Source organism: Kitasatospora azatica KCTC 9699 (assembly GCF_000744785.1).
Lineage (GTDB): Bacteria > Actinomycetota > Actinomycetes > Streptomycetales > Streptomycetaceae > Kitasatospora > Kitasatospora azatica.
The window spans coordinates 1353874-1380812 of the sequence record NZ_JQMO01000003.1; the positions used below are offsets into that span (position 1 = coordinate 1353874).

The following is a 26939-nucleotide window of genomic DNA, read 5'->3' on the forward strand; positions in this document are numbered from 1 at the left end:
CAGGCATGGCGCAGAGACTAGCGAAGGGCCCGGTCTCAGGATGAGACCGGGCCCCACAACATCATTGACGCGATGTCAGGCGTGCTGTCAGAGGCTGAAGACCTCTTCGACCAGCGCCTGCTGCTCGGCGGCGTGCCGCTTGGCCGAGCCGACGGCCGGAGCCGAGGCGGCCGCACGGGCCACCCGGCGCAGCCGGCCACCGCTGGCCTTGCGACCGATCACCACGTCCAGGTGGTCGACCAGGTTCATCGCGATGAACGGCCAGGCACCCTGGTTGGCCGGCTCCTCCTGGGCCCAGATGAACTGGACGTCCTCGCCGTAGCGGGCCAGCTCCTCCTGGAGCTCCGCGACCGGCAGCGGGTAGAGCCGCTCGATCCGGACCAGGGCGGTGTCGGTGACGCCGCGCTCGGCGCGGGCCGCCTCCAGGTCGTAGTAGAACTTGCCCGCGGTGATGACCACCTTGCGCACGTTCTTCGGGTCGACCGTGGAGTCGCCGATCACCGGACGGAACGAACCGGAGGTGAACTCCTCCGCCGCACTCGCCGCCGCCTTCAGACGCAGCATCGACTTCGGCGTGAAGACGATCAGCGGCTTGTGGTGCGGGTTGTGCACCTGCCAGCGCAGCAGGTGGAAGTAGTTCGACGGCAGCGTCGGCATGGCGACCGTCATGTTGTTCTCGGCGCACAGCTGCAGGAAGCGCTCCGGGCGGGCCGACGAGTGGTCCGGTCCCTGGCCCTCGTAGCCGTGCGGCAGCAGCAGGGTGACGCCGGAGTGCTGGCCCCACTTCTGCTCGGCCGAGGAGATGTACTCGTCCACCACCGACTGCGCGCCGTTGACGAAGTCGCCGAACTGCGCCTCCCACATGACCAGCGAGTTCGGGCGGGTCAGCGAGTAGCCGTACTCGAAGCCCATCGCCGCGTACTCCGACAGCAGGCTGTCGTAGACGGTGTAGCGGGCCTGGTCCTCGGTCAGGTACAGCAGCGGGGTGTAGTCCTCGCCGGTGACCCGGTCGATCAGCACCGCGTGGCGCTGGCCGAAGGTGCCGCGGCGGCTGTCCTGGCCGGCGAGCCGGACCGGGTGACCCTCCATCAGCAGCGAGCCGATGGCGAGGGTCTCGCCGGTGGCCCAGTCGATGGTGCCGTCCTCGATCGAGGCGGCGCGGCGCTGCAGCTGCGGCAGCAGACGCGGGTGCACGGTCAGCCAGTCGGGCAGGTTGACCTGCGAGGCGGCGATCCGCTTGACCATCTCCTGGGAGATGCCGGTCTGGATGTTGACCGGGAAGTCGGCGACCGGGCGGCCGTTGGCGGCCGCGGTCTGCGCCGAGGCCGCGTCGCGGACCTCCGCGAAGACCTTCTCCAGCTGGCCCTGGAAGTCCTGGAGCGCCTGCTCCGCCTCTTCCATGGTGATGTCGCCGCGACCGATCAGACCCTCGGTGTAGAGCTTGCGCACCGAGCGCTTCTTGTCGATCAGGTCGTACATCAGCGGCTGGGTGAACGACGGGTTGTCGGCCTCGTTGTGACCGCGGCGGCGGTAGCAGATGAGGTCGATCACGACGTCCTTGTGGAAGGCCTGACGGAACTCGAAGGCGAGCCGCGCGATGCGGACCACGGCCTCCGGGTCGTCGCCGTTCACGTGGAAGATCGGGGCCTCGATCATCCGGGCCACGTCGGTGCAGTACATCGAGGAGCGGGACGAGGCCGGGGCGGCGGTGAAGCCGACCTGGTTGTTCACCACGATGTGCACGGTGCCGCCGGTGCGGTAGCCGCGCAGCTGCGACATGTTCAGGGTCTCCGCGACCACGCCCTGGCCGGCGAAGGCCGCGTCGCCGTGGATCTGGATCGGCAGCACCGGGAAGGTGGTGCCGCCCTGGTCCAGGATGTCCTGCTTGGCCCGGGCGATGCCCTCGACCACCGGGTCGACCGTCTCCAGGTGGGACGGGTTGGCGGCCAGCGAGACCTTGATGGTCTCGCCGTCCAGGCCGGTGAAGGTGCCCTCGGAGCCGAGGTGGTACTTCACGTCGCCGGAGCCGTGCATCGACTTCGGGTCCAGGTTGCCCTCGAACTCGCCGAAGATCTTGCCGTACGGCTTGCCGACGATGTTGGCCAGCACGTTGAGCCGGCCGCGGTGGGCCATGCCGATGACGGCCTCGTCCAGGCGGTGCTCGGCCGCCGAGTCGATGGTCGCGTCCAGCAGCGGGATCAGCGACTCGCCGCCCTCCAGCGAGAAGCGCTTCTGGCCGACGTACTTGGTCTGCAGGAAGGTCTCGAAGGCCTCCGCCGAGTTCAGCCGGCGCAGGATCCGCAGCTGCTCCTCGCGCTCCGGCTTCGTGTACGGCTTCTCCAGGCGTTCCTGCAGCCACTTGCGCTGCTTGGGGTCCTGGATGTGCATGTACTCGATGCCGACGGTGCGGCAATAGGTGTTGCGCAGCAGTCCGAGGACGTCGCGCAGCTTCATCATCTTCTGGCCGCCGAAGCCGCCGACCGCGAACTCGCGCTCCAGGTCCCACAGGGTGAGGCCGTGCTGGACCACGTCCAGGTCGGGGTGCTTGCGCTGCTTGTACTCCAGCGGGTCGGTGTCGGCCATCAGGTGGCCGCGGACCCGGTAGGAGTGGATGAGCTCCATGACGCGGGCGGTCTTGTTGACGTCGTCCTCGTGCGTGGTGGCGACGTCGGTGGCCCAGCGGACCGGCTCGTACGGGATCCGCAGCGACTCGAAGACCTCGTCGTAGAAGCCGTGCTCGCCCAGCAGGAGCTGGTGGATCGCGCGCAGGAACTCGCCGGAGGCGGCGCCCTGGATGACCCGGTGGTCGTACGTCGAGGTCAGCGTCATGATCTTGGAGACGCCGAGCCGGGCCAGGGTCTCCGGGTTGGAGCCCTGGAACTCGGCCGGGTACTCCATCGCGCCGACACCGAGGATGGTGCCCTGACCCTGCATCAGGCGCGGCACCGAGTGCACGGTGCCGATGCCGCCCGGGTTGGTCAGCGAGACGGTGACGCCGGTGAAGTCGTCCATCGTCAGCTTGTTGGCGCGGGCCCGGCGGACGATGTCCTCGTAGGCCTGCCAGAAGCCGAAGAAGTCCAGCGTCTCGGCCTTCTTGATGGCCGCGACCACCAGCTGGCGGTCACCGTTGGGCTTCACCAGGTCGATCGCCAGGCCCAGGTTCACATGGTCCGGCTTCACCAGGAAGGACTTGCCGTCCTTGACCTGGTAGCTGTGGTTCATGCCCGGGGTCGCCTTCAGCGCCTGCACCATGGCGTAGCCGATCAGGTGCGTGAAGGAGACCTTGCCGCCACGGGCGCGCTGCAGGTGGTTGTTGATGACGATGCGGTTGTCGATCAACAGCTTGGCCGGGACGGCGCGCACGCTGGTGGCCGTCGGGACCTCGAGCGAGGCGTCCATGTTGGTCGCCACCGCCTTGGCCGGGCCGCGCAGCGGGACGAGCTCGGGCCCTGCGCTCTCCACCACCGGAGCGGCCTGCGCGGCGGCCTTGGGGGCCGGGGGCGCGGCCGGAGCGGCTGCCAGCGGCGCGGCGGCGACAGGCGCGGGCGCGGCCACGGGGCGGCGGGCGCGGCTGCCGGAGCGGCGGCGGGGGCAGGCGCCACGGGGGCGGCAGCTGGGGCAGGGGCAGCAACGGTGGTCGGCGTGGGGCCGACCTGGGTCGCGGCCTGGGTCACTGGGGTCACCTCGGTACCGGGCTTGTAGTCGGCGAAAAAGTCCCACCAGGCTCGGTCGACCGAGTTCGGATCCTGGAGGTACTGCTGGTAGATCTCGTCGACGAGCCACTCATTGGGGCCGAAGCCAGTGGAGCTTGCCGAGCTGTTGGGGGTTTCAGGGGACTGTGGCGACACGGCGGCAACCGCCCTCTTCCGCTTCCTTTTGGGATGTTTGGACAGCGGGGATTAAGGCTACGCCCCTGATCAGTGATCGCGCAGTCCCCGGGGGGTAGGCGTCGCCCAGATCACAGTGTCCTCAGCCACATTGGCCGGAAAGATGCGTTAGAAACGCGCCTGGGCGGGGAAGCGATCGCGGCTGAGCAGCGGATAAAACAGCCCCAAAGCGGACAAAGAGCCGGGAGATTGGCCGGTTGTGACCGTTTCGGGGCTGTCGATCACCGAGTTGTCCCAATTCGGTGACAAAGCTGGCCGCGGTGGACAGTACGGGAGGTCGGCGCTGGTCAGCGGCCACCTCCGGGCTTCACGGCGAGCTTCACAGCGGGCTGCGCGGTGGGCTTCACAGCCGAGGCCGTGGCACCGCCGGCAGCTCGCCCGGCAGCGCCACCTGGATCAGGCAGCCGCCGGAGCCGTCCGCCACCTCGATCCGACCGCCGTGCAGGTCCACCGCCCAGCGGGCGATGGCCAGGCCGAGACCGGTGCCGCCGTCGCTGCCCGGACCGTGCGCGGTCGCGGTGCCGGTCCGGCTGAACCGGTCGAAGACCCGGGTGCGGTCCTGGGCCGGGATCCCCGGGCCCTGGTCCTCCACCTCGAGCAGCAGGGCCTGCGGCGACTCGCCGGCCCGGGCCCGGACCGTCACCAGTCCGCCGGCCGGGGAGTGCTTGCAGGCGTTGTCCACCAGATTGGCCACCACCTGGTGCAGCCGCTCCGGATCGGCCACGCCGGTCAGGCCCTCCGGGTGCACGTCGAGGCGCAGCCGGACGTCGTCGCGCCGGCTCCACGCGCCGCCGGCGGTCGCGCCGTCCACCGTGAGCCCGCGCAGCACGCCGGTGAGGAAAGGGCCGACCTCGAACTCGCGGGCGTCCAGTGGCACCACGCCGCCGTCCAGCTTGGACAGGTCCAGCAGGTGGGTGACCAGTCGACCGAGCCGCTCGGTCTGCTCCAGGGCTGCGCCGAGGGTCCCCGCATCGGGGGGGACCACGCCGTCCACCATGTTCTCCAGCACCGCCTGCAGTGCCGCGATCGGTGTCCGCAGCTCGTGCGAGACGTTGGCCACCAGCTCCCGGCGGTGCCGGTCGGCGGCCTCCAGATCGGCGGCCATGGTGTTGAAGGTGGCCGCCAGCTCGCCGATCTCGTCGCGTGAGCCGGCCTTGACCCGGCGGCTGTAGTCGCCGCCGGCCATCGCCCGGGCCGCCACCGTCATCTCGCGCAGCGGCGCGGTGAGGGTGTGGGCCAGCAGTTGCATGAAGAGCAGCGAGGCGATCATCGAGAAGACCATGATCACCCGCACCTGGGTGCCGGACCGGATCGCGATCACCACCAGGCCGGTGGCGATGACCACCGCGATGATCACCAGCAGGCCCAGCCTGCCCTTGATCGAACGCACCGGATCGAGCGGCCGGATGGCCTGCCAGATCCGCGCTGCCAATCGACCCAGCGGCCGCCGGCGCGGCTTCGGGTCGGACTCGGTATCGGTTGTCATCGGTGCTCGGTCCCCGTGCTCCTGTGCCCCCGTGGCCCCCCGCAGGTACCCATTCACATCACTGGTCGACCCACCTCGGTGGTCGACCGGGCCGGTCATCCGACCGGTGCCTCCAGTGCGTAGCCCACGCCGTGCACGGTACGGATCCAGGTCGCACCGATCTTCCGGCGCAGCGCCTTGACGTGGCTGTCCACGGTGCGGGTGCCGGAGGCGTCGGTCCAGTCCCAGACCTCGGCCAGCAGCTGCTCGCGGGTGAGCACCGCGCGCGGCTGGGCGGCCAGGCAGGCCAGCAGGTCGAACTCGGTCGGCGTCAGGTGGACGTCGCCCGAGGCGAGCCGGACCCGGCGCTGGACATGGTCGATCTCCAGTTCGCCGAAGCGCAGCGATCCGAGGGCCGGGGTTCTGGCCGCCTGCTGGGCCCGTTCGACCCGGCGGAGCAGCACGTTGACCCGGGCCGCCAGCTCGCGCATCGAGAACGGCTTGGTCATGTAGTCGTCGGCGCCCACACCGAGGCCGACCAGCAGGTCGGTCTCGTCGTCGCGGGCGGTCAGCATCAGCACCGGGACCGGGCGCTGGGCCTGGATCCGGCGGCAGACCTCGAGGCCGTCGAAGCCGGGGAGCATGATGTCGAGCACCACGAGATCCGGCTGCCAGGTGTGGAAGCCGTCCACCGCGCCGGGACCGTCGTGCGCCACGGCGACCTTGAAGCCCTCCGCGCCCAGTCGGGCCGCGATGGACTCGGCGATGGTGGGTTCGTCCTCCACCACCAGAACACGTCGTTGGGCAATCACACCGCTCGCGCTGGTGTCCTGCTGAATTTCTGTCACGGTCACGCCACCGCCCCCAGGGCCTGCGGGCCGTCACCTGTGGGAGTGCGGCACCGCTCGTAGTCTTGTTCCGTCGTTGTTTGCCGTGCCGGTACGTGGTCCCGGGCTGCACACCTCGCAGCGTACGGACAGCGGGCAGGCCCCGGCAGGCGGACCGCAGATTTCCGGACCACCGGCCGTAGCGCGCGCCCCGGGGACCGGCACGGGCCGCTACCTTACCCGTCCATGTCGCCTCACCGTAACGGTGTGTATGCACGAACCCGTCACCGCCCCGGCGGCTGTGCTTTCCCGCATGAAGGTCTATACCAAGTCCTGAACTGCCGTAACGAGCACCACAGAAGCTTCCTCAGCTGACTCTCAGGCTGAACCCGTACCGTGGACGAAACCGGCCCCTGATGGCACGGTGTGCACGCGGAGCGAGCGTGTCATGCTCACCTGGCCCCGACTGGCCCGGTGGACCGGCGACGGACGGAGGCGCAATGGCGGACGCATCTCGGGGCGGCGCGCGATGCGCCCCAGTGGCGCCCTACGCGGGCCTGCGCCTGGGCCTGCGGACCGGCCCGCTGCAGTGGGTGCTGGATCGTGCGCCGACGCCCCGGCGCAACCCCTTCGCGCTGCTCTACCTGCTGGTGCTGGCCGGCACCACGGTCTTCGCCCGGCTCGCCGACCCGCGGCTGGTGCACCAGCTGCAGACCATGTCCAGCACCGACGGCCACCACCTGCTCAGCACCCCCGTGCGCTCGCTGCTGATGAGCGGGCTCTGGGTGGCCGGGCCGGTCTGGATGCCCTACCTGTGGGCCTTCGCCTTCACCGTGGCGCCGCTGGAGCGCCGGGTCGGCCCGCTGCGCGCGGCCGGGGTCTTCGCGGCCGGCCATGTCGCCGGGACGCTGCTCTCCCAGCTGGTGGTGGGGGTCGCGGTGGCGCTCGGCAAGATCGGTCCGGGCATCCTGGACGAGCTGGACATCGGCGTCAGCTACGGCGTGCTGGCCAGCCTGGGGGCGCTCAGCGGCCTGCTCACGCCGCGCGGGCGGCTGCTCGGTCTGACCGGGGCGGTGCTGTTGATCGTCCACCAGATCACCTCGGACCAGGACCTGGTCACGGCGGTCGGGCACCCGACCGCCCTGCTCGCCGGAGTGGCGCTCTGGCCGGTGCTGCGGCGGCCGCGCCGCGGTCCGCGCGGGCCGCTCCGGCCGGTGCGGCAGCGCAGTCGGCTCGATGCCAACTTGACGCAGCCGGCGCTCGACCGGGCGTAGTCCGAACCTTCCCTCCCTGATCGCTCAGAGCGAACAAAGCCCGGGGAACATCCGGCCCTGACCAAGCCTTAGTCATGTCGACTCAAGTTCACTGACTGGGGAGAGATCATGGCATCGACGTCCGCTTCGCTCACTCTGCCCGTGCTGCCCCTCGACGACGAGGTGGTGCTCCCGGGCATGGTGGTGCCGCTGGACCTCAAGGACACCGAGGTGCGGGCCGCCGTGGAGGCGGCCCGGGCCGCCGCCCGGTCGTCGGTGGACGGCGGCAAGCCGCAGGTGCTGCTGGTGCCCCGGCTGGACGGCTCCTACGCGGCGGTCGGCACCCTGGCCACCGTCGAGCAGGTCGGCCGGCTGGCCGACGGCGAGCCGGCCGCACTGGTCCGCGCGGTCCGCCGGGTGCGGATCGGCGTCGGCACCACCGGCCCCGGCGCCGCGCTCTGGGTGGAGACCAGCCCGTTCCGCGAGTCCTCGGTGGGCACGCCGGTGGCCGGCCGGGCCGCCGAGCTGGTCAAGGAGTACAAGGCGGTCTCCACCGAGTGGCTGCGCAAGCGCGGCGCCTGGCAGATCGTCGACCGGGTCGCGCAGATCGAGGGCGTCGGCGAGCTGGCCGACAACGTCGGCTACGCCCCCTTCGCCACCGCCGAGCAGAAGCTCAAGGTGCTGCTGGAGGCCGACCAGGTGGCCCGGCTGGAGTACGCCCTGCAGCTGCTGCGCGACCACCTCGCCGAGGAGGAGGTCAACGACACCATCCGCAAGGACGTCGAGGAGGGCGTGGCCAAGCAGCAGAAGGAGTTCCTGCTCCGCCGCCAGCTGGAGGCGGTGCGCAAGGAGCTGGCCGAGCTGAACGGCGAGGCGGTGGACGAGGAGGGCGACTACCGCGCCCGGGTCGAGGCCGCCGACCTGCCGGAGAAGGTCCGCGAGGCCGCCCTCAAGGAGGTCGACAAGCTGGAGCGCTCCAGCGACCAGTCGCCCGAGGGCAGTTGGATCCGCACCTGGCTGGACACCGTGCTCGAGCTGCCGTGGAACAACCGCAGCGAGGACACCTACGACATCGCCGGCGCCCGCGCGGTGCTGGACGCCGACCACGCCGGCCTGGCCGATGTGAAGGACCGGATCGTCGAGTACCTGGCGGTGCGCAAGCGCCGGTCCGACCAGGGGCTGACCCTGGTCGGCGGCCGTCGCGGCGGAGCGGTGCTGGCCCTGGTCGGCCCGCCCGGCGTCGGCAAGACCTCGCTGGGCGAGTCGGTGGCCCGGGCGATGGGCCGCGACTTCGTCCGGGTGGCCCTCGGCGGGGTGCGCGACGAGGCCGAGATCCGCGGCCACCGGCGCACCTACGTCGGCGCGCTGCCCGGCCGGATCGTGCGGGCCATCAAGGAGGCCGGCTCGATGAACCCGGTGGTGCTGCTGGACGAGATCGACAAGGTCGGCTCGGACTACCGGGGCGACCCGGCCGCCGCCCTGCTCGAGGTGCTGGACCCGGCGCAGAACCACACCTTCCGGGACCACTACCTGGAGGTCGAGCTCGACCTGTCCGACGTGGTCTTCCTGGCCACCGCCAACGTGCTGGAGGCCATCCCCGAGCCGCTGCTCGACCGGATGGAACTGGTCCGACTGGACGGCTACACCGAGGACGAGAAGGTCGTCATCGCGCGCGACCACCTGCTGCCCCGGCAACTGGAGCGGACCGGCCTGTCCGGCGACACCGTGACGGTCTCCGAGGAGGCGCTGCGCAAGCTGGCCGGCGAGTACACCCGCGAGGCCGGCGTGCGGAACCTGGAGCGGGCGGTGGCCCGGATCCTGCGCAAGGTCGCCGCGCAGAGCGAGCTGGGCGAGCGTGAGCTGCCCACCGCGATCGGCGCCGAGGACCTGCGCGGCCTGATCGGCCGGCCGCACCACACCCCGGAGTCGGCCCAGGAGCCCGCGGAGCGGCGTACCGCCGTGCCCGGCGTGGCCACCGGCCTGGCGGTCACCGGCGCCGGCGGCGACGTCCTCTACATCGAGGCCTCGCTGGCCGACGCGGAGACCGGCTCCACCGGCCTCACGCTGACCGGGCAGCTGGGCGACGTGATGAAGGAGTCCGCCCACATCGCGCTCTCCTTCCTGCGCTCGCGCGGCGCCGAGCTGGAGCTCCCGGTCACCGGACTGCGGGAGCGCGGCATCCACCTGCACGTCCCCGCGGGCGCCGTCCCCAAGGACGGACCGAGCGCCGGCATCACCATGACCACCGCGCTGGCCTCGCTGCTCTCCGGCCGCAAGGTCCGCACCGATGTGGCGATGACCGGCGAGGTCTCGCTCACCGGCCGGGTGCTGCCGATCGGGGGCGTCAAGCAGAAGCTGCTCGCCGCCGACCGGGCCGGTATCACCACGGTGATCATCCCCAAGCGCAACGAGCCCGACCTGGACGACGTCCCGGCCGAGGTGTTGGAGCGCCTGACCGTGCACCCGGTCGCGGACGTCCGCGAGGTGCTGGCGCTGGCCCTGGAGCCGGCGGGGGTGCTGGTGGAGAGCGCGGCGGCGTGAGCTGACGCGGAGCGGTGCCCGACCGGAGCGTGACCGGTGCCCGACGGACCTGACGGTCCGCCGGGCATCGGTCGTGCACCCACCGCCGGTGTGGTCCACCAGGGCGCTACCACGGGCGCGCTCCGGATCGCGGCAGGCTGACCGGCGTGCCGATCCGGGGAGTCGGGTGACAGCCGATCGGGTTCCTGTGCGACACTGCGCAAATGCCGTCGCCTACACAGAAAGCCCTGGCCAAGGTGCCTGGGCCGCTGCGTCCGTTCCTGGTGCAGCACCGCAGTCTGGTGAAGTTCCTGCTGGTGGGTGGCACGTGCTTCGTGCTGACGCTGGTGATCAACTACGGGCTGAAGCTCACCGTCTGCGGATCCAAGCCGGTGGTCGCGCTGACCATCGCGACGGCCGTGGCCACCGTGGTCTCCTACCTGCTCAACCGGGCGTGGTCGTTCCGCTCCGAGGGCAGCCACAAGGAGGCCATCCCGTTCATCGTGGTCAGCGCGATCGCGGTGGGTGTGAACGACCTGCCGCTGCTGGCCAGCCGGTACGTGTTCAACCTGCGCGAGCCGAATGTGACGCACTTCACGCAGGAAGTCGCCGACTTCATGAGCGGCATGATCCTCGGCACGCTGGTGGCGATGGCGTTCCGCTACTGGGCGATGAAGAAGTTCGTCTTCACCACCACCAAGGCGAGCGGCGAGACCGCCGACGAGCAGGCCGAGCCGCCGGCGCGGGTGGGCTGACCGCCTTCCGCACGACCCGCAGACCTGCGCGACCTGCACGACCCCACGACTTTCAGGGCTGAACCCGCGTCAGCTCGACCTCCGGCCCCGGGGCCGCCGCCATCGGGCGGCCGCTCCGGGGCCGGATCACTACCGCGAGCAGGGCGAGCGCGAAGCCGGCCACCGCCCAGGCGCTGAGCACCAGCAGCGGCGCGGTGACGTCGGTGCCGCCGAAGTGGGCGATCGAGCGGGCCACCTCGGTGCCGGCGCCGTTCGGCAGCCAGGCGCCGATCGCCCGCCAGAACGGCGGCATCAGCGGAGCAGCAGCACGGCGACGACCAGGAGGGCTGCGCGGGCGGTGACGGCGTCCTTGAACTCGCTGACGAATCCTGGCATCGGCGCTCCATTTCCGGCGATACGGCAGCAAGACGGACTAGTTCGACACGTCATAGCATGAACGGTTTCGTGGATACTGATCGCGCGCCGGGGATCGGCGAAACGGGCTGGTGAGCGGCGGTGGGCGTGGACGAGGAGCAGGCGGCGCAGGAGGCTGTCTTCCGTGCGGTGGAGCGCGAGGTCGCGGTGATGTTCCGGCGCGGCCGGGCCCGCTCGGCCGAGATGTCCCGCCTGGTGCACCCGCAGCTGGAGGGGATGGCCTACAGCCTGCTGGCCCACCTCTACGACGCCGGCGAGGTCCGGGTGACCGAGGTCGGCACTCACTTCGGGGTGGGCAAGGCGACCATCAGCCGGCAGATCAAGGCGCTGGAGGAGCTCGACCTGGTGGCCCGGCAGCCGGACCCGCTGGACGGGCGGGCCTCGCTGGTCTCGCTCACCGAGGACGGCGCCCGGCGCTACCGCAGGGCGCACGAGGCGCGGCTGGCCTCGTTCCGCGAGCTGCTCGGCGCCTGGGAGGCGGACGACCTGGCCCAGTTCGCCCGGCTGCTGGCCCGGTTCAACGAGGCGGCCCAGACCCTCTACCGGCACCCGGAGCTTGCCGACTGACAAGGTTGCCGGCCGAGAAGGTTGCCTGAGTCAACCAATGTCCTTATAGTTGCCCTGGGCAACGAATCTAAGGACGCGTCTCCATGGCCGCAATACCCGCGACACCCCAGGTCCACCGCCAGCACCAGGGCGGTGCCGACGACCGTCCGATGACGCACCGGGAGATCCTCGAAGCGCTCTCCGGCCTGCTGCTCGGCCTCTTCGTGGCGGTCCTCTCCTCGACCATCGTCTCCAACGCGCTGCCGACCATCCTGCGCGACCTGCACGGCGGCGAGTCCGCCTACACCTGGGTGATCACCGCTGCCCTGCTCAGCCTCACCGCCTCCACCCCGATCTGGGGCAAGCTCTCCGACCTGGTCAGCAAGAAACTGCTGATGCAGGTGGCACTGGTGATCTACATCGTCTCCTCGACGCTGGCCGGCCTCTCGCAGAACACCAGCGAGCTGATCGGCTGCCGGGTGCTGCAGGGCATCGGCGCCGGCGGCGTGGTCGCGCTCGGCCAGATCTGCCTGGCGGCCATGGTCCCGCCGCGCGAACGCGGCCGCTACAGCGGCTACTTCGGCGCCGTCTTCGCACTGGCCACGATCGGTGGGCCGCTGATCGGCGGCGTCATCGTGGACACCCCCTGGCTCGGCTGGCGCTGGTGCTTCTACGTCGGCATCCCGTTCTCGCTGGTCGCCATCGTGGTGCTGCAGCGCACCCTGCACCTGCCGGTGGTCCGGCGGAAGGCCAGGATCGACTACCTCGGCGCGCTGCTGATCGCCGGCGCGGTCAGCCTGCTGATGATCTGGGTGACGCTGGCCGGCAAGAACTACCCCTGGGCCTCCTGGCAGACCGCGGCGATGGTCGGCGGCGGGCTGCTGCTGGCCGCGCTCTTCGTGCTGACCGAGTGTCGGGCCGCCGAGCCGATCATCCCGCTCACCCTGTTCCGGCACCGCACGGTGAGCCTGGCCGCCGCGGCCAGCGCGCTGGTCGGGATCGGGATGTACGGCGCGACCACCTTCCTGAGCCAGTACTTCCAGCTGGCCAGGGAGAAGACCCCCACCATGGCCGGCATCATGACGCTGCCGATGATCCTGGGCCTGGCCGCCTCCTCCGCGGCGGCCGGCCGACTGATCACCAAGCACGGCAAGTGGAAGCGCTACCTGGTGGCCGGCACCTTCCTGCTCGCCCTCGGCTTCCTGCTGCTCGGCACCGCCCGGGCCGACACCCCGTACGGACTGCTCTCGCTCTACATGCTCGCCACCGGCGTGGGCCTCGGCCTGACCTCGCAGAACCTGGTGCTGGCGGTGCAGAACACCGTCCCGGTCAAGGAACTGGGCACGGCCAGTTCGGCGGTCACCTTCTTCCGCACCATGGGCGGGGCGATGGGTGTCTCCGCGCTCGGCGCGCTGCTCGGCACCAAGGTCACCCACTACCTGACCCAGAACCTGGCGGCCGCGCACCTGCCCGCAGCCGGCGGTGCGCCGGGCGGCGGCGAGCTGCCCGACCTGCACCGGCTGCCCGCGCCGCTGGTGCCGCTGGTCACCGACGCCTTCGGGCACGGGATCGGCACCGTCTTCCTGGTCGCGGCGCCGTTCGCGCTGCTGGCCTTCCTGCTGGTGCTGGGCATCCGCGAGGTGCCGCTGCGCACCCGCGAGAGCGGCTGACCGCGACCAACGCGAGAGGGGCTCCGCACGGTTCGTGCGGAGCCCCTCTCGCGTTGTGTCCGGGTGTCAGCCCGCGATCAGGCTGATCCCGTAGCCGACCGCCGCCGCGCAGGCGGCGAAGCAGACACCCGCGCCGGCCAGCGCGACGGTGCCGCGACCGGCGCCGGACTCACCGGCGGCCGAGGCCTCGACGGCGGCCTCGCGCCGGGACAGGGCCAGGATGCCGAGGGCGAAGGCGGCGACCACGAGCACCGTGATGGTGAAGCTGATGCCGGCGGTCTGCGCGAGGGCGTTCCACTTGATCTGCATGGCAGCCTCCTCAGGCAGCGACGGTGGTGGTGACGGCGGACGGTGCGGTGGCGGACGCGGTCGGCGTCACGTCCACCGGGGTGACCTCGTTGACGTTGCCGGCGGTCACCGGCTGGCGGCGCGAGATCAGCCACATGGAGCCCGAGCCGAGCACCAGCGCGGCACCGACCAGCAGCACGCCCCAGGTGCCGCGGTCCGCGACGAAGGCGGCCGCGCCGGCCACGGTGGCGGCGGCGGGCAGGGTCAGGCCCCAGGTGTAGACCATCCGGCGGGCCATGCTCCAGTGCACCTGGGCCTTCGGGCCGCCCAGGCCGGCGCCCATGATGCCGCCGGAGACCACCTGGGTGGTGGACAGGCCGTAGCCCATGTGCGAGGAGGTCAGGATGACCGCGGTGGTGGCCGTCTCGGCGGCGAAGCCCTGCGGCGCCTGAACGTCGGTCAGGCCCTTGCCCATGCTGCGGATGATCCGCCAGCCGCCCATGTAGGTGCCGATCGCGATGGCCAGGCCGGCGCTGACGATCACCCAGGTGGGGGGCAGCGAGTGCTTGGGCAGCGCGCCGGCCGAGACCAGGGTCAGGGTGATGATGCCCATGGTCTTCTGCGCGTCGTTGGTGCCGTGCGCCAGCGAGACCAGCGAGGCGGAGAACATCTGGCCGACCTTGAAGCCCTTGGTGCTGGTCTTCTCACCGGCCTTGCGGGTGATCAGGTAGGCGGCCTTGGTGGCGCCCCAGGCGGCCAGGCCGGCCACGATCGGGGAGGCCACGGCCGGGATCAGGATCTTGCTGACCACGACGCTGAAGTTCACCCCGTGCAGTCCGACCCCGACCACGGTGGCGCCGATCAGGCCGCCGTACAGCGCGTGCGAGGAGCTGGACGGCAGGCCGCGCAGCCAGGTCAGCAGGTTCCACAGGATCGCGCCGGCCAGCGCGGCGAAGATCACCGAGGGGTGGATGCCCGCCTTCTCGTTGACGATGCCGCCGGAGATGGTCCCGGCCACCTTCACGGACAGGAAGGCACCCGCGAAGTTGAGGATCGCGGCGATGGTGACGGCGACCTTGGGCCGCAGTGCGCCGGTGGCGATGGAGGTGGCCATCGCGTTGGCGGTGTCGTGGAAGCCGTTGGTGAAGTCGAAGGCGAGCGCCGTGACGATCACCACCGCCACCAGGAACGTGATGTGTTCCATAACCAAACAATCGTCGTAGTTGTCGGACTGACGTGTTCTGCAGCTGTGCTCAGCGGTGACCGTAGGGATGGTGGGTGAACGGAAGGTTAACTACCCACGGCTTCAGGGAGTTGTACATGTCCTGAGCCTTGCCGCAGAGAGTCTGGCAGATGTCTTGACCTGGTGCGATCTGGGGGTATGCGGAGAATGTCCGTCTTGCTGCCGAAAGATGAGATCTGCGTCACCAGTCGGCGTTCGGCTGAGAATTCATCAGTTCGCCCGGACGCCACCTGCCGTCTCCGACGGCTGGCATGGCAGGATCACCCGGGGGCCCGTGACCAGCGGGCGGACGAAGGGGGAGGCCGGCGCCGATGTGGGCCGTGCGACGTGACCAGATGATCGGCAGCCAGCCCTGGCTCCGGGCCGCCCTGCGCTGCGGCGCCGTGCTGGCGATGGCCGCGCTGGCGCTGCCGGTGGCCGCCACCGCCGCCTTCGCCGCTCCGGCACCCTCGCCCGCGCCCTCCAGCAGCGCCCCGGCGGTGCCCGGCACCGACCCCGCGGCCGACCCGCTGGCCGCCGCCAAGGCCACCCTCGGGCCGCTGCTCGACAAGATCCACCTGCTCTACCAGAACGCCGAGTCGGCGACCGAGCAGTACAACGCCACCGCCCAGCGCCTGACCGCCCAGCAGGGTGACCTGGCCGCCGTCAACACCCGGCTCGACCAGCAGCAGAAGCTGGTGGACTCCGGAGTCGACGTGGCCGCCGAACTCGCCGCCGCCCAGTACCGCAACGGCAACCTCTCCGCCTACGGCCAGCTGCTCGCCACCGACGACCCCTACCAGGCCGTCCACCTCGCCGAACTGCTCGCCGCCGCCGGCCGCTCGCAGGCCGCCTTCATCGCCCAACTCAAGACCGAGCAGGCGCAGCTGGAGCAGCTGAAGGCGCAGTCCACCGCCGCACTGGCGGACGCCAAGGCGCTGCTGGCCCAGCAGGACCAGAACAAGGCCGAGATCGCCCGCCAGCTGACCACCGTCGAGCAACTGGTCTCGGGGCTGACCGGCGCGCAGCGCAACGACCTCGAGCTGCTGGAGAAGAAGCAGGCGGACGACGCCCAGGTGACCTTCCTGGCCTCCGGGGCGCTCGGACAGGGCGAGCGGACCCCGTCGGCGGCCGGCCGGCAGGCGGTGGCCTACGCGCTGGCACAGCTCGGCAAGCCGTACGTCTGGGGGGCCGCCGGGCAGGACGCCTTCGACTGCTCCGGGCTCACCTCGCAGGCCTGGCTGCACGCCGGCAAGGAGATCCCGCGCACCAGCCAGGACCAGTGGGCCGCCCTGCAGCACATCCCGCTGAACCAGCTGCGGCCCGGCGACCTGGTGGCCTACTACCAGGGGGCCACCCACATCGCGCTCTACATCGGCGGCGGGCTGGTCGTGCAGGCCCCGCACACCGGTGCGGTGGTGCGGGTCTCGCCGATCGGGATCGCGCCGATCCTGGGCGCGGTGCGACCGGACCCGGAGGCCAACGCCGACGATCAGGGCGGCGCCTGGAAGGTGCCGGACGTGCTGCAGAACGCGCAGACGCTGACGCCGATAGCGCCCTCGCTGGCCACCGTGCCGGGACTGCCGACCGTGCCGCCGCTGCCCGCGCTGCTGCCGGTGCTCCCGGTGGTGCCGCCGGCGCCGACGGCGGTGCCCGCGCCGTCCGCTCCGGCCTCCTCGTCCTCCTCGGGTCAGCCGAGCCCGGGCTCGCCGAGCCCCAGTGCCTCCGCCTCGGGGAGCGCGAGTGCGTCCGCCTCGCCGCAGCCGACCACGAGCGGCAGCGCCTCGGCCTCCGGATCGGGCTCCGCGACGCCGTCCGGGTCCGGTTCGCCGTCCGGCTCGGCTTCGCCGTCGGGGACGGCCTCCGGCAGCCCGTCGGGGACGGACTCTCCCTCGGCCGCCGCCTCCGGGACCTCGCCCTCGGCCACGCCGTCGAACTGAGGCCTGACGAACCGAGGCCTGGCGAACCGAGGGTTGGCGAACCGAGGGTTGGCGAACCGGGACCGGTCGGTCCGAGACCGACCGGCCCGAGCCGGGGCCGATGGGCTACTGGCCGGAGTCCGGTTCGAAGCGGATCACCACGGCCTTCGAGGTCGGGGTGTTGCTGATGTCCGCCGTGGAGTCCAGCGGGATCAGCACGTTGGTCTCCGGGTAGTAGGCCGCCGCCCCACCCCGGGCCACCGGGTAGCCGACCAGCTTGAAGTGCGGGGCGCGGCGCTCGGTGCCGTCGTGCCACTCGCTGACCAGGTCGACGTAGTCGCCCTCGGTCAGCCGCAGCTCGGCCAGGTCCGCCGGGTTGACCAGCACCACCCGGCGGCCGCCGGTGATGCCCCGGTAGCGGTCGTCGAGGCCGTAGATGGTGGTGTTGTACTGGTCGTGCGAGCGCAATGTCTGCAGCAGCAGGCGGCCGGCCGGGACCTCGGGGGCGGTCTGCGGGTTGACGGTGAAGTTGGCCTTGCCGGTGGCGGTCGGGAAGGTCCGGCTGTCCCGCGGGCCGTGCGGCAGCGCGAAGCCGCCGGGGGTGCGCACCCGGGCGTTGAAGTCGGCGAAGCCGGGCACCACGCGGGCGATCCGGTCGCGGACCGAGTCGTAGTCCACCGCGAAGTCCTCCCACGGGGTGGCGTCGGCCGGGCCCAGGGTGGCGCGGGCCAGCCGGCAGACGATCGCCGTCTCGGAGAGCAGCCCGGGGGCCGGCGGGCGCAGTCGGCCCTGCGAGGAGTGCACCATGCCCATCGAGTCCTCGACGGTGACGAACTGGTCGCCCTTTCCGGTGCGGTCGCGGTCGGTGCGGCCCAGGGTGGGCATGATCAGCGCGCGGGCGCCGGTCACCACGTGCGAGCGGTTGAGCTTGGTGGAGACGTGCACGGTGAGCCGGCAGCGGCGCATCGCGGCCTCGGTCACCTCGGTGTCGGGGGTGGCCGCGACGAAGTTGCCGCCCATCGCGAAGAAGACCTTGACCCGCCCGTCGCGCATCGCCCGGATGGTCTCCACCGAGTCGAAGCCGTGGTGGCGCGGCGGCCGGAAGTCGAACTCCCGCTCCAGCGCGTCCAGGAAGGCGGTGCTCGGCCGCTCGAAGATGCCCATGGTCCGGTCGCCCTGCACATTGCTGTGCCCGCGCACCGGGCAGACCCCGGCCCCCGGCTTGCCGACATTGCCGCGCAGCAGCAGGAAGTTGACCACCTCGCGGATGGTCGGCACGGCGTGCTTGTGCTGGGTCAGGCCCATCGCCCAGCAGACGATCACCTTCTGCGAGCGCAGCACCATCGAGGCCAGCTCCTCGATCTGCTCCCAGGGCAGTCCAGTGGCGGCCAGCACCTCCTGACGGTCCGTCAGCTTGGCCTCGGCGGCGAACTCGGCGAAGCCGTGGCAGTGTTCGGCGACGAACTCGTGGTCGACGCCGTCCGCCTGCAGGATCAGCTGGTTGAGCGCGCGGAACAGGGCCAGGTCGCCGCCGAGCCGGATCTGCAGGAACAGGTCGGTCAGCTTGGTGCCGTGGCCGACCAGGCCGCGGGCGTTCTGCGGGTTCTTGAACCGCTCGAGCCCGGCCTCCGGCAGCGGGTTGACGCTGACGATGGTGGCGCCCGCCCGCTTGGCCCGCTCCAGCGCGGAGAGCATCCGCGGGTGGTTGGTGCCCGGGTTCTGGCCGGCCACGATGATCAGGTCGGCCTGGTAGAGGTCCTTGAGGCTGACGCTGCCCTTGCCCACCCCGAGGGTCTCCACCAGCGCCGAGCCGGAGGACTCGTGGCACATGTTGGAGCAGTCCGGCAGGTTGTTGGTGCCGAGCCGGCGGGCGAACAGCTGGTAGGCGAAGGCGGCCTCGTTGCTGGTCCGGCCGGAGGTGTAGAAGGCGGCGCCGTCCGGGGTCTCCAGTGCCTTGAGCTCCTCGGCGATGATCGCGAAGGCCTCGTCCCAGCCGACCGGCACATAGTGGTCGGCGCCCTCGGCCAGCAGCATCGGCTCGGTCAGCCGACCCTGCTGGCCCAGCCAGTAGCCGGAGCGCTCGGCCAGCTCGCTGACCGGGTGGGCGGCGAAGAACTCGGCGGTGATCCGACGCTCGGTGGCCTCCTCGGCCACCGCCTTGGCGCCGTTCTCGCAGAACTCGGCGGTGTGCGGCTTGTCCGGCTCGGGCCAGGCGCAGCCCGGGCAGTCGAAGCCGCCGTGCTGGTTGACCTTGAGCAGGGTGGACAGCGCCCGGCGGGCGCCCATCTGCTCGCCGGCCATCCGCAGGCTGTGGCCGACGGCGGGCAGCCCGGCCGCCGCGTGCTGCGGGGCGCCTACCGCCGGGGCGTCCTGTGCCGGGTCGCTCTGCGGGGCCTGCTTGGCCATGACTGCCACTCCTCCAACTGGGGTCAGGGCCGCGCCGTCGTCAGCCCGACCTCCATCTTTTCACTGCTCGCCAGTGCGGTGAGCAGCGCGCGGGCGGCGGCGTCGTTCTGCCGGAAGGCCGGGGCGTTGGTGCGGGGGCGGGCGAAGGCGGCGAAGGCGCGGCCGTTGGTGTGCGGGCCGAGGGCGAGCCGGCGGGGGTGGCCGGTGCCGCCGGGCTCGAGACCGGGATCGAGGCTGGGGTCGAGGCCGCGATCGAGGTCGGGGTCGAGGCTGGGGTCGATCAACCGGCCCTCGGCCGGGGTGGTGGTCAGCAGGCCGGAGCGGTGGGTGTGCTCCGGGTCGGCCAGCACCTCCTCGGCCAGCTCGCCCGACCGCAGCAGGCCGGCCAGCAGCCGGTCCTCGGTGCGCTCCAGGGCGTGCCGCGGCAGGTAGGCCTCGATCAGCGCGGTGGCGACCGTGCGGTGACCGGGCAGGCTCGGGCTCTCGGCGACGAAGCTCCCGGTGGCCTCGTCGGTGCCGACCCGCAGGTCGGCGCCGAGGAAACGGACCACCCCGGCCTCGGCGAGGGCGAGCAGCTCGCGCAGTCGAAAGCCCGGCGGCCCGGAGGCGAGGAAGCTGAAGAAGCCCTGCCACCAGCCGTCCAGCTCCCGGGCGGTGGAGCGGGCCGTCAGGCGCCCGGCGGCGAGCAGCCGCGGGAGTTGCCCGTAGAGCGAGAGCAGGGCGAGGAAGGCCCCGAGATCCGCACTGAAGGCCGGGTCGGCGCGGCGGTCGGCGTCGGCGCGGATGTAGTCGCGCAGGTGCCGCTGGAGCTGTTCGGGGTCGGTCAAGCGCAGGCCGGCCAGCGGGTGGTCGAGGCGCTCGAAGTCCAGCCGGTCGGCCTCGGCGGGCACCGCGCGGGCGACCAGGGCGGCGGTCTCGGGGTGGTACCAGTCGAGCCGGTCGTAGTCGGCGAGGAACTGCTCCCAGGGCAGGGCGGTCCGCTCGGGGTGGGCGTGGAAGAGCTCGTGGTAGTAGCCGAAGCCGATCTCCTTGGCCATCAACGGCCAGACGTCCCTGCGTAGTTCGAGCCGCCCCGGGCGGGCCAGCAGGGCGTCGACCGCGGCCGGACCGAAGAAGCGGGGCAGCGGAGCGGGCGGGCCCTGCAGGGCGTAGCCGGTCTTGGAGTGGTACGGCACACCGCGCCGCGAACCGACATGGATCACCGGCTCGCGACCGGAGGGGTGGTAGACCTTGGAACCGTCCGGACGGTCCTCGAAGCGGCCGCCGCGGCCCTCGGTGAGCAGCGTCGTCAGGTCCACGAAGGCCAGCCCGAAGCCGCGCAGGATCAGCCGCTCGCCGGGGGCGACGCCGCTCAGGTCGGCCTCGGTGGAGAAGGACGGCGGCAGATAGTAGCGGCCGTGCCGGGCGGCGAACGCGGCGGTGGCGGCGTGCTGTCGGTCCGGCACGGAGCCCAGGTGGCCGAGCGTCAGCACGATCTGATCGACCGTCAGGATCGTGCCGCAGGACAGGGTGACCCGCTGCGGTCCGTCGGGCGGGCCGTCCAGGGCCGAGGCGGTGTCCCGGTGCACGGTGAGCGTGACCCGTTGCGGCAGTTCGGCCACCGCGCGGCGCAGCACCCAGTCCAGGTAGGCGCTCTGGGCCCGCCGGGTGGGGAAGTCGGTGGGCGTCAGGGCGGCCAGTTCGGCGGCGGTGACCGGGTCGGTGACCGGCCGGTACGGCGGGTGGGCGCGCTGGTCGGCGGCCCACTCGGCGAGCGAGGGGCCCGGGCGGACCGGGCCGTCCAGGACCGAGCGCTCGTCGGTGAACATGGTGACGTCCGCGGCCATCGAGTTCATCCGCAGCAGCGGCGACTGTTCGTGGCGCCAGATCCGGCCGCCGCCGGGCGGGTACGGGTCGATCAGGTGGATGAGCAACTCCTGCTCGGGGGAGAGGAGTTCTTCGGTATTGGCGGCGATCCGCTCGAGCAGGCCGGTGCCGCGCGGGCCGGCCCCGACGATCGCGAGTGAGGTGGTCGCCGGGCCGGTCACCGTGCGGTTCGCCGGGCGGGTCGTTGGGCGTGTCGCCGGGCGGGTCATCGGGCGTCCACCCGCTCGCGCAGCCGGGCCAGGCCGGCCCGGGCCTGCCGCAGCGGGCCCGGCGTCGGGGTTCCCCGGCCGGAGCCGCGGGCGAAGTGGCGTTCCAGGTAGTACTGGCCGATCGAGAGCAGGCTGGTCAGCAGCAGGTACCAGAGGGTGGCGACCAGCAGCAGCGGGATGATCTGGTAGGTCTGGTTGTAGATCAACTGCACCGAGTAGAGCAGGTCCTGGACCGCCAGCACGCTGACGATGCTGGTGCCCTTGAGCAGTGCCACCAGCGAGTTGGCGGCGGTCGGCACGATCGAGCGCATCGCCTGCGGCAGCACGATCCGGCGCAGCACCCGCAGCCGTCCCAGGCCCAGCGACTGCGCGGCCTCCAGCTGCCCCTGGTCGACCGAGAGGATCCCGCCGCGCACCACCTCGGCCGCGAAACCCGCCTCCAGCAGGGTGAGTCCGATCACCGAGGTGAGCACCGGGCCGAACAGGTTGACCGTCCGCACGGTGAGGAACTCCGGGCCGAACGGGATGCCCAGGCCCAGCGTCGGGTAGAGCGCGCCGATGTTGAACCAGAGCAGCAGCTGGACCAGCGGCGGGATCGACCGGAACAGCCAGACATAGGCCCAACTCAGGGTGCGCAGCAGCAGGTTGCCCCAGATCCGGGCGGCCGCCAGCAGGGTGCCGAGGGCGAAGCCGAGCAGCATGGTGGCGGCGGTCAGCCAGAGCGTCAGGGTCAGCCCGTGCAGCACCGCGCCGGTGGTCAGGTAGTCGCCGACCACGCCCCACTGGAAACGCGGGTTGCGGACCAGCGAGTTGACCACCATGGCCAGTGCCAGCAGGGCGAGCGCGGTGCTCAGCCACTGGCCGGGGTGCCGGCGGCGGACGATCGGCAGGTCGGCGGCAGCATCGGCGGACCCGGCGGTGGGCGCCGCGGTAGGCGCGGCGGGCGCGGCGGGCGGAACGCGATCGTGGACGGGAACGGCGGGGCGGACCTCGGGAGAGGTGGCCATCAGGGGAGCTCCAGTGCGGGCAGGCGGGACTGGTGGCAATCCGCCATCACACGCGGGCCGCGTCCCTCAACGCGGCGGCACTGCTCTCGCTCCGTCACGATCGTACGTCGAGTGCCCGGTTCTGGACAGTGGTTGACGAATTCCACCATTCGCTGCTCAACTGGGGCTCATGAACGCCGCGCAGCCTCTGGTCACTCGCGACCACATCGACTTCGGTCGGGTGTGGTCCGCGGCCTGTCTGGGCTGATCCGGCGACGGGCCGTCCGATCGGCCCCGCTTCCCAAGTCATGGACTTCGGAGCCTCCTCCCTCGGTGCCCCGTAGCGGGCCGGGACCCTGCCGTCGCTGACCCTCGCGCTCTCGCGCCAGCCATCACGCGCACTCGCTCTGCTCTCCCGCACTGCTCTCTCGCTCTGCCCCTTTCGCCGTACCCCGGCGCCCGTTCGGCGCGCCCTGGGGTCCCTCGGTCGTGCCACGAAACTGATCTGAGAGGTCGTCAGCCATGCCCGTCGAGTTCCTCGGTATCGCCGCCACCAGCGACGCCTCGGAGACCACCGCCCGGTCCACCACCGCCTTCGACCGCGACTACACCCTGCGGCTCGGCCGCGCCCACGAGGAGCACGGCTGGGACCGGGTGCTCTTCGCCTACGGCTCGGGCTCGCCGGACCCGGCGCCGGCCGCCGCCTTCCTGGCCTCCCACCTGGAGAAGCTGCAGATCCTGCTGGCGCACCGCCCGAACGTCTCCTCCCCGACCTTCGCCGCCAAGACCTTCGCCACCCTGGACCGGATCAGCCAGGGCCGGCTCACCGTGCACTTCATCACCGGCGGCAGCGACCGCGAGCAGCAGCGCGAGGGCGACTTCCTGACCAAGGACCAGCGCTACGACCGGACCCGGGAGTACATCCGGATCGTCAAGCAGGCCTGGACCAGCCAGGAGCGCTTCGACCACGAGGGCGAGTACTACCGCTTCAACGACTTCGTCGCGGACGTCTTCCCGGTCCAGCAGCCGCGCCCGGGCGTCTCGTTCGGCGGCTCCTCGGAGGCGGCCTACGCGGCCGGCGGCGCCGAGGCGGACATCTACTGCCTCTGGGGCGAGCCGCTGGCCGAGACCGCGGCGCAGATCGAACGGGTCAAGCAGGCCGCGGCGGCCGCCGGACGCACCACCCCGCCGCGGATCCAGGTGGCGTTCCGGCCGATCATCGCGCCCACCGAGGAGCTGGCCTGGGAGAAGGCGCACCGCACGGTGGAGGCGATCCGGGCCCGGCGCGGCGACGCCGTCGGCACCGCCGGGGCCGCGACGCCCGAGAACGTCGGCTCGCAGCGCCTGATCGCGATCGCCGAGGCCGGCGAGCGCTACGACCGGGCGCTGTGGACCCCGACCGCGGCCGCCACCGGCGGCGCCGGCAACTCCAACGCCCTGGTCGGCACCCCGGAGACGGTCGCCGCGGCGCTGCTCGACTACTACGACCTGGGCGTGGACATCCTCTCCGCGCGCGGCTACCACCTGCTGGACGACGCGATCGACTTCGGCCGCTACGTGATCCCGCTGGTCCGTGCCGAGGTGGCCCGCCGGGACGCCGAGCAGGCCCGCAAGGCGGCCGACGCCGAACGCGACCGGCACCAGCTGATCGCGGTGCAGGCGTGAGCGTCCTGACCATCCGCCAGGTCGAGGCCGACCACCCGCTGGCCGAGCCGCTGGTGCGCGAGCTGACCGAGGAGTACCTGACCCGCTACGGCGAGGGCGCGCACGCCGAGATGAGCCGCTACCCGGTGGCCGAGTTCGCCCCGCCGGGCGGCCTGCTGCTGCTCCTGCTGGAGGACGGCGAGCCGGTGGCGGGCGGCGCGTTCCGCCGCTACGACGAGCGGACGGCCGAGCTCAAGCGGATGTGGACGCACTCCGGGCACCGCCGGCGCGGCCTGGCCCGCCGGGTGCTCGCCGAGCTGGAGCTGCGCGCCCTCGACGCCGGCTACCAGCGGATCCACCTGACCACCGGACCGCGCCAGCCCGAGGCCAAGGGCCTCTACCTGGCCGCCGGCTACACGCCCCTGTTCGACCTCGCCGCGGACCCGCTCACCATCGGTCCGCTGCCGTTCGAGAAGGCCCTGAACCGAAAGGCACCGAGCTCGTGAGACCCCTCAAGACCCTCGCCGCGGCCCTGCTACCAGCTCTGGCCCTGACCGCGTGCGGGTCCTCGGGTGCACCGGTGAAGGCCGCCCAGGGCGTGGACCCGCAGCGCGACGTGGTCTCCCAGGAGCACAAGGTCGACGCGATCGCCGCGCTGCTGCCCGCGGAGGTCCGCGCGGCGGGCAGCATCAAGGTGGGCGCCGCCGTCGGCACCCCGCCGACCGCGTACTACCCGGACCCGGCCACCAAGAAGCCGGCCGGCCTGGACGTGGACTTCACCGACGCCGTGGCCAAGGTGCTCGGCCTGACCGTGACCCGCGAGGACGCCGCCTTCGAGACCATCCTGCCCGCCCTGGGCAGCGGCAAGTACGACCTGGGCACCGGCAACTTCGGGGTCACCACGGCCCGGCTGAAGACCATCGACTTCGTCACCTACATCGACGACGGTCAGGGCTTCGCGGTGAAGAAGGACAACACCACCCTGGGCACCGTCACCGACCTGGTCCAGCTCTGCGGCCTGACCATCGGCACCGGCACCGGCACCACCTTCGAGAGCACGCTGAACGCCAGGAAGAACGTCTGCACCGACGCCGGAAAGAAGCCGTACACCGTGCAGTCCTTCTCGGAGAACGCCGCGATCCTGACCAGCCTGCAGCAGGGCCGGGTCGACGCCGTCATGTCGACCATCAACGGCCTGCGCTACCAGGCCGCCCAGCCGGCCGCCGGCACCCGGTTCCTCGGCGAGTTCCACCGCCTGGACGTCGGCTTCGCCTTCAAGAAGGGCACCCCGCTGGCACCCGCCTTCCAGGCCGCGGTCAACCAGCTGATCAAGGACGGGACGTACCAGCGGATCCTGGAGAAGTGGGGGACCACCGGGTCGGCCGTCCCGCAGTCCCAGATCAGCCCGCCCGAGCACAGCTGATGGCGGCCACCGAGGTGCGGGCGACCAGGCCCGCCGACGACCTGGCCGAGCTGCCCGTGGTCCCCGCCCGGCACCCCGGGCGCTGGCTGGCCGGGCTGGCAGCCCTGCTGGTGGTCGCCCAGTTCGTCCACGGCCTGGCCACCAACCCCGGCTGGGAGTGGCAGACCTTCGCCCGCTACCTGTTCACCGACACCATCCTCAAGTCGGTCGGCATCACCCTCGAACTCACCGCCTACGGCACCGTGCTGGGCTTCGCGATCGGCATCCTGGTGGCCTTCCTGCGGCTCTCCGGCAGCCGGATCCTGCAGAGCATCGCCTGGACCTACATCTGGGCCTTCCGCTCGATCCCGCTGATCGTCCAGCTGGTCTTCTGGTTCAACATCTCCTACCTCTACCAACACCTGGCGCTGGGCGTGCCGTTCGGCCCCGAGCTGTGGTCCTTCAAGACCATCGACGTGCTCAGCGCGCAGGGCGCGGCGGTGCTGGGCCTGGCGCTGTACCAGAGTGCCTACGCCGCCGAGGTGGTGCGGGCCGGGGTGATCGCCATCGACGCCGGGCAGTTCGAGGCGGCCGCCGCGCTGGGCATCCCGTGGCTGCGGCAGGTCCGCCGGATCGTGCTGCCGCAGGCCATGCGCTCGATCCTGCCGAACGCCGGCAACCAGGTGATCGCGCTGCTCAAGATGACCTCGGTGGTCTACGTGATGGCGATCGGCGAACTCTTCTACCAGGTCCAGGTGGTGTACGGGCGCAACGGCCGGGTGGTGCCGCTGCTGATGGTGGCCACCGTCTGGTACATCGCGCTGACCACCGTCCTGTCCGTCCTCCAGTACTACGTGGAACGGCACTTCAGCCGAAGGGGCAAGGCATGAGCGGCGACGTGATGATCGAGATCCGGGGCGTGCACAAGAGCTTCGGTGAGCTCGAGGTGCTGCGCGGGGTGGACCTGCGGGTGCCGGCCGGCTCGGTCACGGTGATCCTCGGCCCGTCCGGCTCCGGCAAGTCGACGCTGCTGCGCAGCATCAACCACCTGGAGCGGCTGGACCGGGGGATCGTGGCGATCGACGGCGAGCTGATCGGCTACCGGCGGGTCGGCGACCGGCTGCACGAGCTGCGCGAACGGGAGGTGCTGCGCCAGCGCACCCACATCGGCTTCGTCTTCCAGAACTTCAACCTCTTCCCGCACCTGACCGTGCTGGAGAACATCACCGAGGCGCCGATCAGCGCGCTCGGCCGGCCCAGGGCCGAGGCCCGGGAGCTGGCCCGGGAACTGCTGGCCCGGGTCGGCCTGGCCGACAAGGCCGAGTCCTACCCGCGCCGGCTCTCCGGCGGCCAGCAGCAGCGGGTGGCGATCGCCCGGGCGCTGGCCCTGGAGCCCAAGGTGCTGCTCTTCGACGAGCCGACCTCGGCGCTCGACCCCGAGCTGGTCGGCGAGGTGCTCGACGTGATCAAGGACCTGGCCCACTCGGGCACCACGATGATCGTGGTCACCCATGAGATCGGCTTCGCCCGCGAGGTGGCCGACACCGTGGTCTTCATGGACGGCGGTGTGGTGGTCGAGCAGGGCCCGCCGCAGGCCGTGCTGGACCACCCGCAGCACCAGCGCACCCGCGCGTTCCTCTCCAAAGTCCTCTGACGTCCT

Annotated in this window: 19 protein-coding genes and 1 pseudogene; 11 read left to right on the forward strand and 9 right to left on the reverse strand. The window is 71.7% G+C overall.

Annotation, left to right across the window (positions count from 1 at the left end):
• Positions 1-87 precede the first annotated feature (87 nt).
• From BR98_RS17110 to BR98_RS17120, 3 genes and pseudogenes are all read right to left on the reverse strand, one after another.
• Positions 88-3848 (reverse strand): annotated as a pseudogene (locus tag BR98_RS17110) (multifunctional oxoglutarate decarboxylase/oxoglutarate dehydrogenase thiamine pyrophosphate-binding subunit/dihydrolipoyllysine-residue succinyltransferase subunit).
• A 382-nt stretch (positions 3849-4230) separates the two neighbouring features.
• Entirely contained in the window at positions 4231-5373 is a 1143-nt protein-coding gene (locus tag BR98_RS17115; RefSeq protein ID WP_051969863.1) for a sensor histidine kinase, read from the reverse strand.
• A gap of 95 nt (positions 5374-5468) precedes the next feature.
• Positions 5469-6200 carry a response regulator transcription factor gene (locus tag BR98_RS17120; RefSeq protein WP_083977488.1) on the reverse strand — a complete coding sequence of 244 codons (732 nt, stop codon included), beginning with the start codon at positions 6198-6200 and terminating at the stop codon, positions 5469-5471.
• 479 nt (positions 6201-6679) lie between these two features.
• On the opposite strand from BR98_RS17120, the gene BR98_RS17125 reads away from it, so the two are divergent.
• The 3 genes from BR98_RS17125 to BR98_RS17135 all read left to right on the forward strand — a co-directional run bounded on the left by BR98_RS17125 (position 6680) and on the right by BR98_RS17135 (position 10707).
• Positions 6680-7453, forward strand: coding sequence for a rhomboid-like protein (locus tag BR98_RS17125; RefSeq protein ID WP_157537821.1), 774 nt, complete (start codon positions 6680-6682; stop codon positions 7451-7453).
• Between the two features lie 108 nt (positions 7454-7561).
• Entirely contained in the window at positions 7562-9973 is a 2412-nt protein-coding gene (gene lon, locus BR98_RS17130) for an endopeptidase La (protein ID WP_035845732.1), read from the forward strand.
• 203 nt (positions 9974-10176) lie between these two features.
• Positions 10177-10707: a GtrA family protein gene (locus BR98_RS17135; RefSeq protein WP_083976678.1), complete on the forward strand. Its 531-nt coding sequence runs from the start codon at positions 10177-10179 to the stop codon at positions 10705-10707.
• Positions 10708-10759: 52 nt separating this feature from the next.
• Here the strand turns inward: BR98_RS17135 and BR98_RS17140 are convergent, their stop codons facing one another.
• Positions 10760-10999, reverse strand: a complete 240-nt coding sequence (locus tag BR98_RS17140) for a hypothetical protein (RefSeq protein WP_035845734.1) — start codon at positions 10997-10999, stop codon at positions 10760-10762.
• A gap of 203 nt (positions 11000-11202) precedes the next feature.
• Between BR98_RS17140 and BR98_RS17145 the strand changes: the two genes are divergently transcribed.
• Together BR98_RS17145 and BR98_RS17150 are read left to right on the forward strand one after the other, a co-directional pair.
• Entirely contained in the window at positions 11203-11688 is a 486-nt protein-coding gene (locus tag BR98_RS17145) for a MarR family winged helix-turn-helix transcriptional regulator (RefSeq protein WP_051969865.1), read from the forward strand.
• Positions 11689-11837: 149 nt separating this feature from the next.
• A complete protein-coding gene (locus BR98_RS17150; RefSeq protein ID WP_083977492.1) occupies positions 11838-13337 on the forward strand; it encodes an MFS transporter in 1500 nt (499 codons plus the stop codon).
• Between the two features lie 66 nt (positions 13338-13403).
• Here BR98_RS17150 and BR98_RS17155 read toward each other — a convergent pair whose 3' ends face one another.
• Both BR98_RS17155 and BR98_RS17160 read right to left on the reverse strand, forming a co-directional pair.
• On the reverse strand, positions 13404-13646 hold the full coding sequence (locus tag BR98_RS17155) for a hypothetical protein (RefSeq protein WP_035845737.1): 243 nt from the start codon (positions 13644-13646) through the stop codon (positions 13404-13406).
• Positions 13647-13656: 10 nt separating this feature from the next.
• Positions 13657-14829, reverse strand: coding sequence for an inorganic phosphate transporter (locus BR98_RS17160; protein WP_083976679.1), 1173 nt, complete (start codon positions 14827-14829; stop codon positions 13657-13659).
• A 359-nt stretch (positions 14830-15188) separates the two neighbouring features.
• Between BR98_RS17160 and BR98_RS42045 the strand changes: the two genes are divergently transcribed.
• The gene (locus BR98_RS42045; RefSeq protein ID WP_157537822.1) at positions 15189-16787 is read left to right on the forward strand and encodes a C40 family peptidase; all 1599 of its coding nucleotides are present in this window, start codon (positions 15189-15191) and stop codon (positions 16785-16787) included.
• Between the two features lie 105 nt (positions 16788-16892).
• Here BR98_RS42045 and BR98_RS17170 read toward each other — a convergent pair whose 3' ends face one another.
• The 3 genes from BR98_RS17170 to BR98_RS17180 are packed head-to-tail and all read right to left on the reverse strand — an operon-like array spanning position 16893 to position 22254.
• Positions 16893-19172, reverse strand: coding sequence for an FdhF/YdeP family oxidoreductase (locus tag BR98_RS17170; RefSeq protein ID WP_035845739.1), 2280 nt, complete (start codon positions 19170-19172; stop codon positions 16893-16895).
• A 23-nt stretch (positions 19173-19195) separates the two neighbouring features.
• Positions 19196-21247, reverse strand: coding sequence for an FAD/NAD(P)-binding protein (locus BR98_RS17175; protein WP_198042238.1), 2052 nt, complete (start codon positions 21245-21247; stop codon positions 19196-19198).
• On the reverse strand, positions 21244-22254 hold the full coding sequence (locus BR98_RS17180) for an amino acid ABC transporter permease (protein WP_035845744.1): 1011 nt from the start codon (positions 22252-22254) through the stop codon (positions 21244-21246). Before BR98_RS17180 ends, BR98_RS17175 begins: the two co-directional genes overlap by 4 nt.
• A gap of 501 nt (positions 22255-22755) precedes the next feature.
• On the opposite strand from BR98_RS17180, the gene BR98_RS17185 reads away from it, so the two are divergent.
• From BR98_RS17185 to BR98_RS17205, 5 genes are read left to right on the forward strand one after another with little or no spacing between them, the layout of a single operon-like run.
• Positions 22756-23898 (forward strand): LLM class flavin-dependent oxidoreductase, encoded by a 1143-nt coding sequence (locus BR98_RS17185; RefSeq protein ID WP_035845746.1) that lies wholly within the window; start codon positions 22756-22758, stop codon positions 23896-23898.
• Positions 23895-24383 (forward strand): GNAT family N-acetyltransferase, encoded by a 489-nt coding sequence (locus BR98_RS17190; RefSeq protein ID WP_051969868.1) that lies wholly within the window; start codon positions 23895-23897, stop codon positions 24381-24383. Before BR98_RS17185 ends, BR98_RS17190 begins: the two co-directional genes overlap by 4 nt.
• Positions 24380-25300 (forward strand): ABC transporter substrate-binding protein, encoded by a 921-nt coding sequence (locus BR98_RS17195; RefSeq protein WP_035845749.1) that lies wholly within the window; start codon positions 24380-24382, stop codon positions 25298-25300. The genes BR98_RS17190 and BR98_RS17195 overlap by 4 nt, the downstream gene beginning before the upstream one ends.
• On the forward strand, positions 25300-26169 hold the full coding sequence (locus tag BR98_RS17200) for an amino acid ABC transporter permease (protein ID WP_035845751.1): 870 nt from the start codon (positions 25300-25302) through the stop codon (positions 26167-26169). The genes BR98_RS17195 and BR98_RS17200 overlap by 1 nt, the downstream gene beginning before the upstream one ends.
• Complete coding sequence (locus BR98_RS17205; protein ID WP_035845752.1) at positions 26166-26933, forward strand: amino acid ABC transporter ATP-binding protein; 768 nt, start codon at positions 26166-26168, stop codon at positions 26931-26933. The genes BR98_RS17200 and BR98_RS17205 overlap by 4 nt, the downstream gene beginning before the upstream one ends.
• Positions 26934-26939 lie beyond the last annotated feature (6 nt).

What these genes read in the sequence shown, in the direction of transcription:
- BR98_RS17115 (WP_051969863.1), bottom strand. Translation starts at nt 5,373, where the DNA reads ATGACAACCGATACCGAGTCCGACCCGAAGCCGCGCCGGCGGCCGCTG.
- BR98_RS17125 (WP_157537821.1), top strand. Translation starts at nt 6,680, where the DNA reads ATGGCGGACGCATCTCGGGGCGGCGCGCGATGCGCCCCAGTGGCGCCC.
- lon (WP_035845732.1), top strand. Translation starts at nt 7,562, where the DNA reads ATGGCATCGACGTCCGCTTCGCTCACTCTGCCCGTGCTGCCCCTCGAC.
- BR98_RS17135 (WP_083976678.1), top strand. Translation starts at nt 10,177, where the DNA reads ATGCCGTCGCCTACACAGAAAGCCCTGGCCAAGGTGCCTGGGCCGCTG.
- BR98_RS17140 (WP_035845734.1), bottom strand. Translation starts at nt 10,999, where the DNA reads ATGCCGCCGTTCTGGCGGGCGATCGGCGCCTGGCTGCCGAACGGCGCC.
- BR98_RS17150 (WP_083977492.1), top strand. Translation starts at nt 11,838, where the DNA reads ATGACGCACCGGGAGATCCTCGAAGCGCTCTCCGGCCTGCTGCTCGGC.
- BR98_RS17155 (WP_035845737.1), bottom strand. Translation starts at nt 13,646, where the DNA reads ATGCAGATCAAGTGGAACGCCCTCGCGCAGACCGCCGGCATCAGCTTC.
- BR98_RS17160 (WP_083976679.1), bottom strand. Translation starts at nt 14,829, where the DNA reads ATGGAACACATCACGTTCCTGGTGGCGGTGGTGATCGTCACGGCGCTC.
- BR98_RS17170 (WP_035845739.1), bottom strand. Translation starts at nt 19,172, where the DNA reads ATGGCCAAGCAGGCCCCGCAGAGCGACCCGGCACAGGACGCCCCGGCG.
- BR98_RS17175 (WP_198042238.1), bottom strand. Translation starts at nt 21,247, where the DNA reads ATGACCCGCCCGGCGACACGCCCAACGACCCGCCCGGCGAACCGCACG.
- BR98_RS17180 (WP_035845744.1), bottom strand. Translation starts at nt 22,254, where the DNA reads ATGGCCACCTCTCCCGAGGTCCGCCCCGCCGTTCCCGTCCACGATCGC.
- BR98_RS17185 (WP_035845746.1), top strand. Translation starts at nt 22,756, where the DNA reads ATGCCCGTCGAGTTCCTCGGTATCGCCGCCACCAGCGACGCCTCGGAG.
- BR98_RS17200 (WP_035845751.1), top strand. Translation starts at nt 25,300, where the DNA reads ATGGCGGCCACCGAGGTGCGGGCGACCAGGCCCGCCGACGACCTGGCC.
- BR98_RS17205 (WP_035845752.1), top strand. Translation starts at nt 26,166, where the DNA reads ATGAGCGGCGACGTGATGATCGAGATCCGGGGCGTGCACAAGAGCTTC.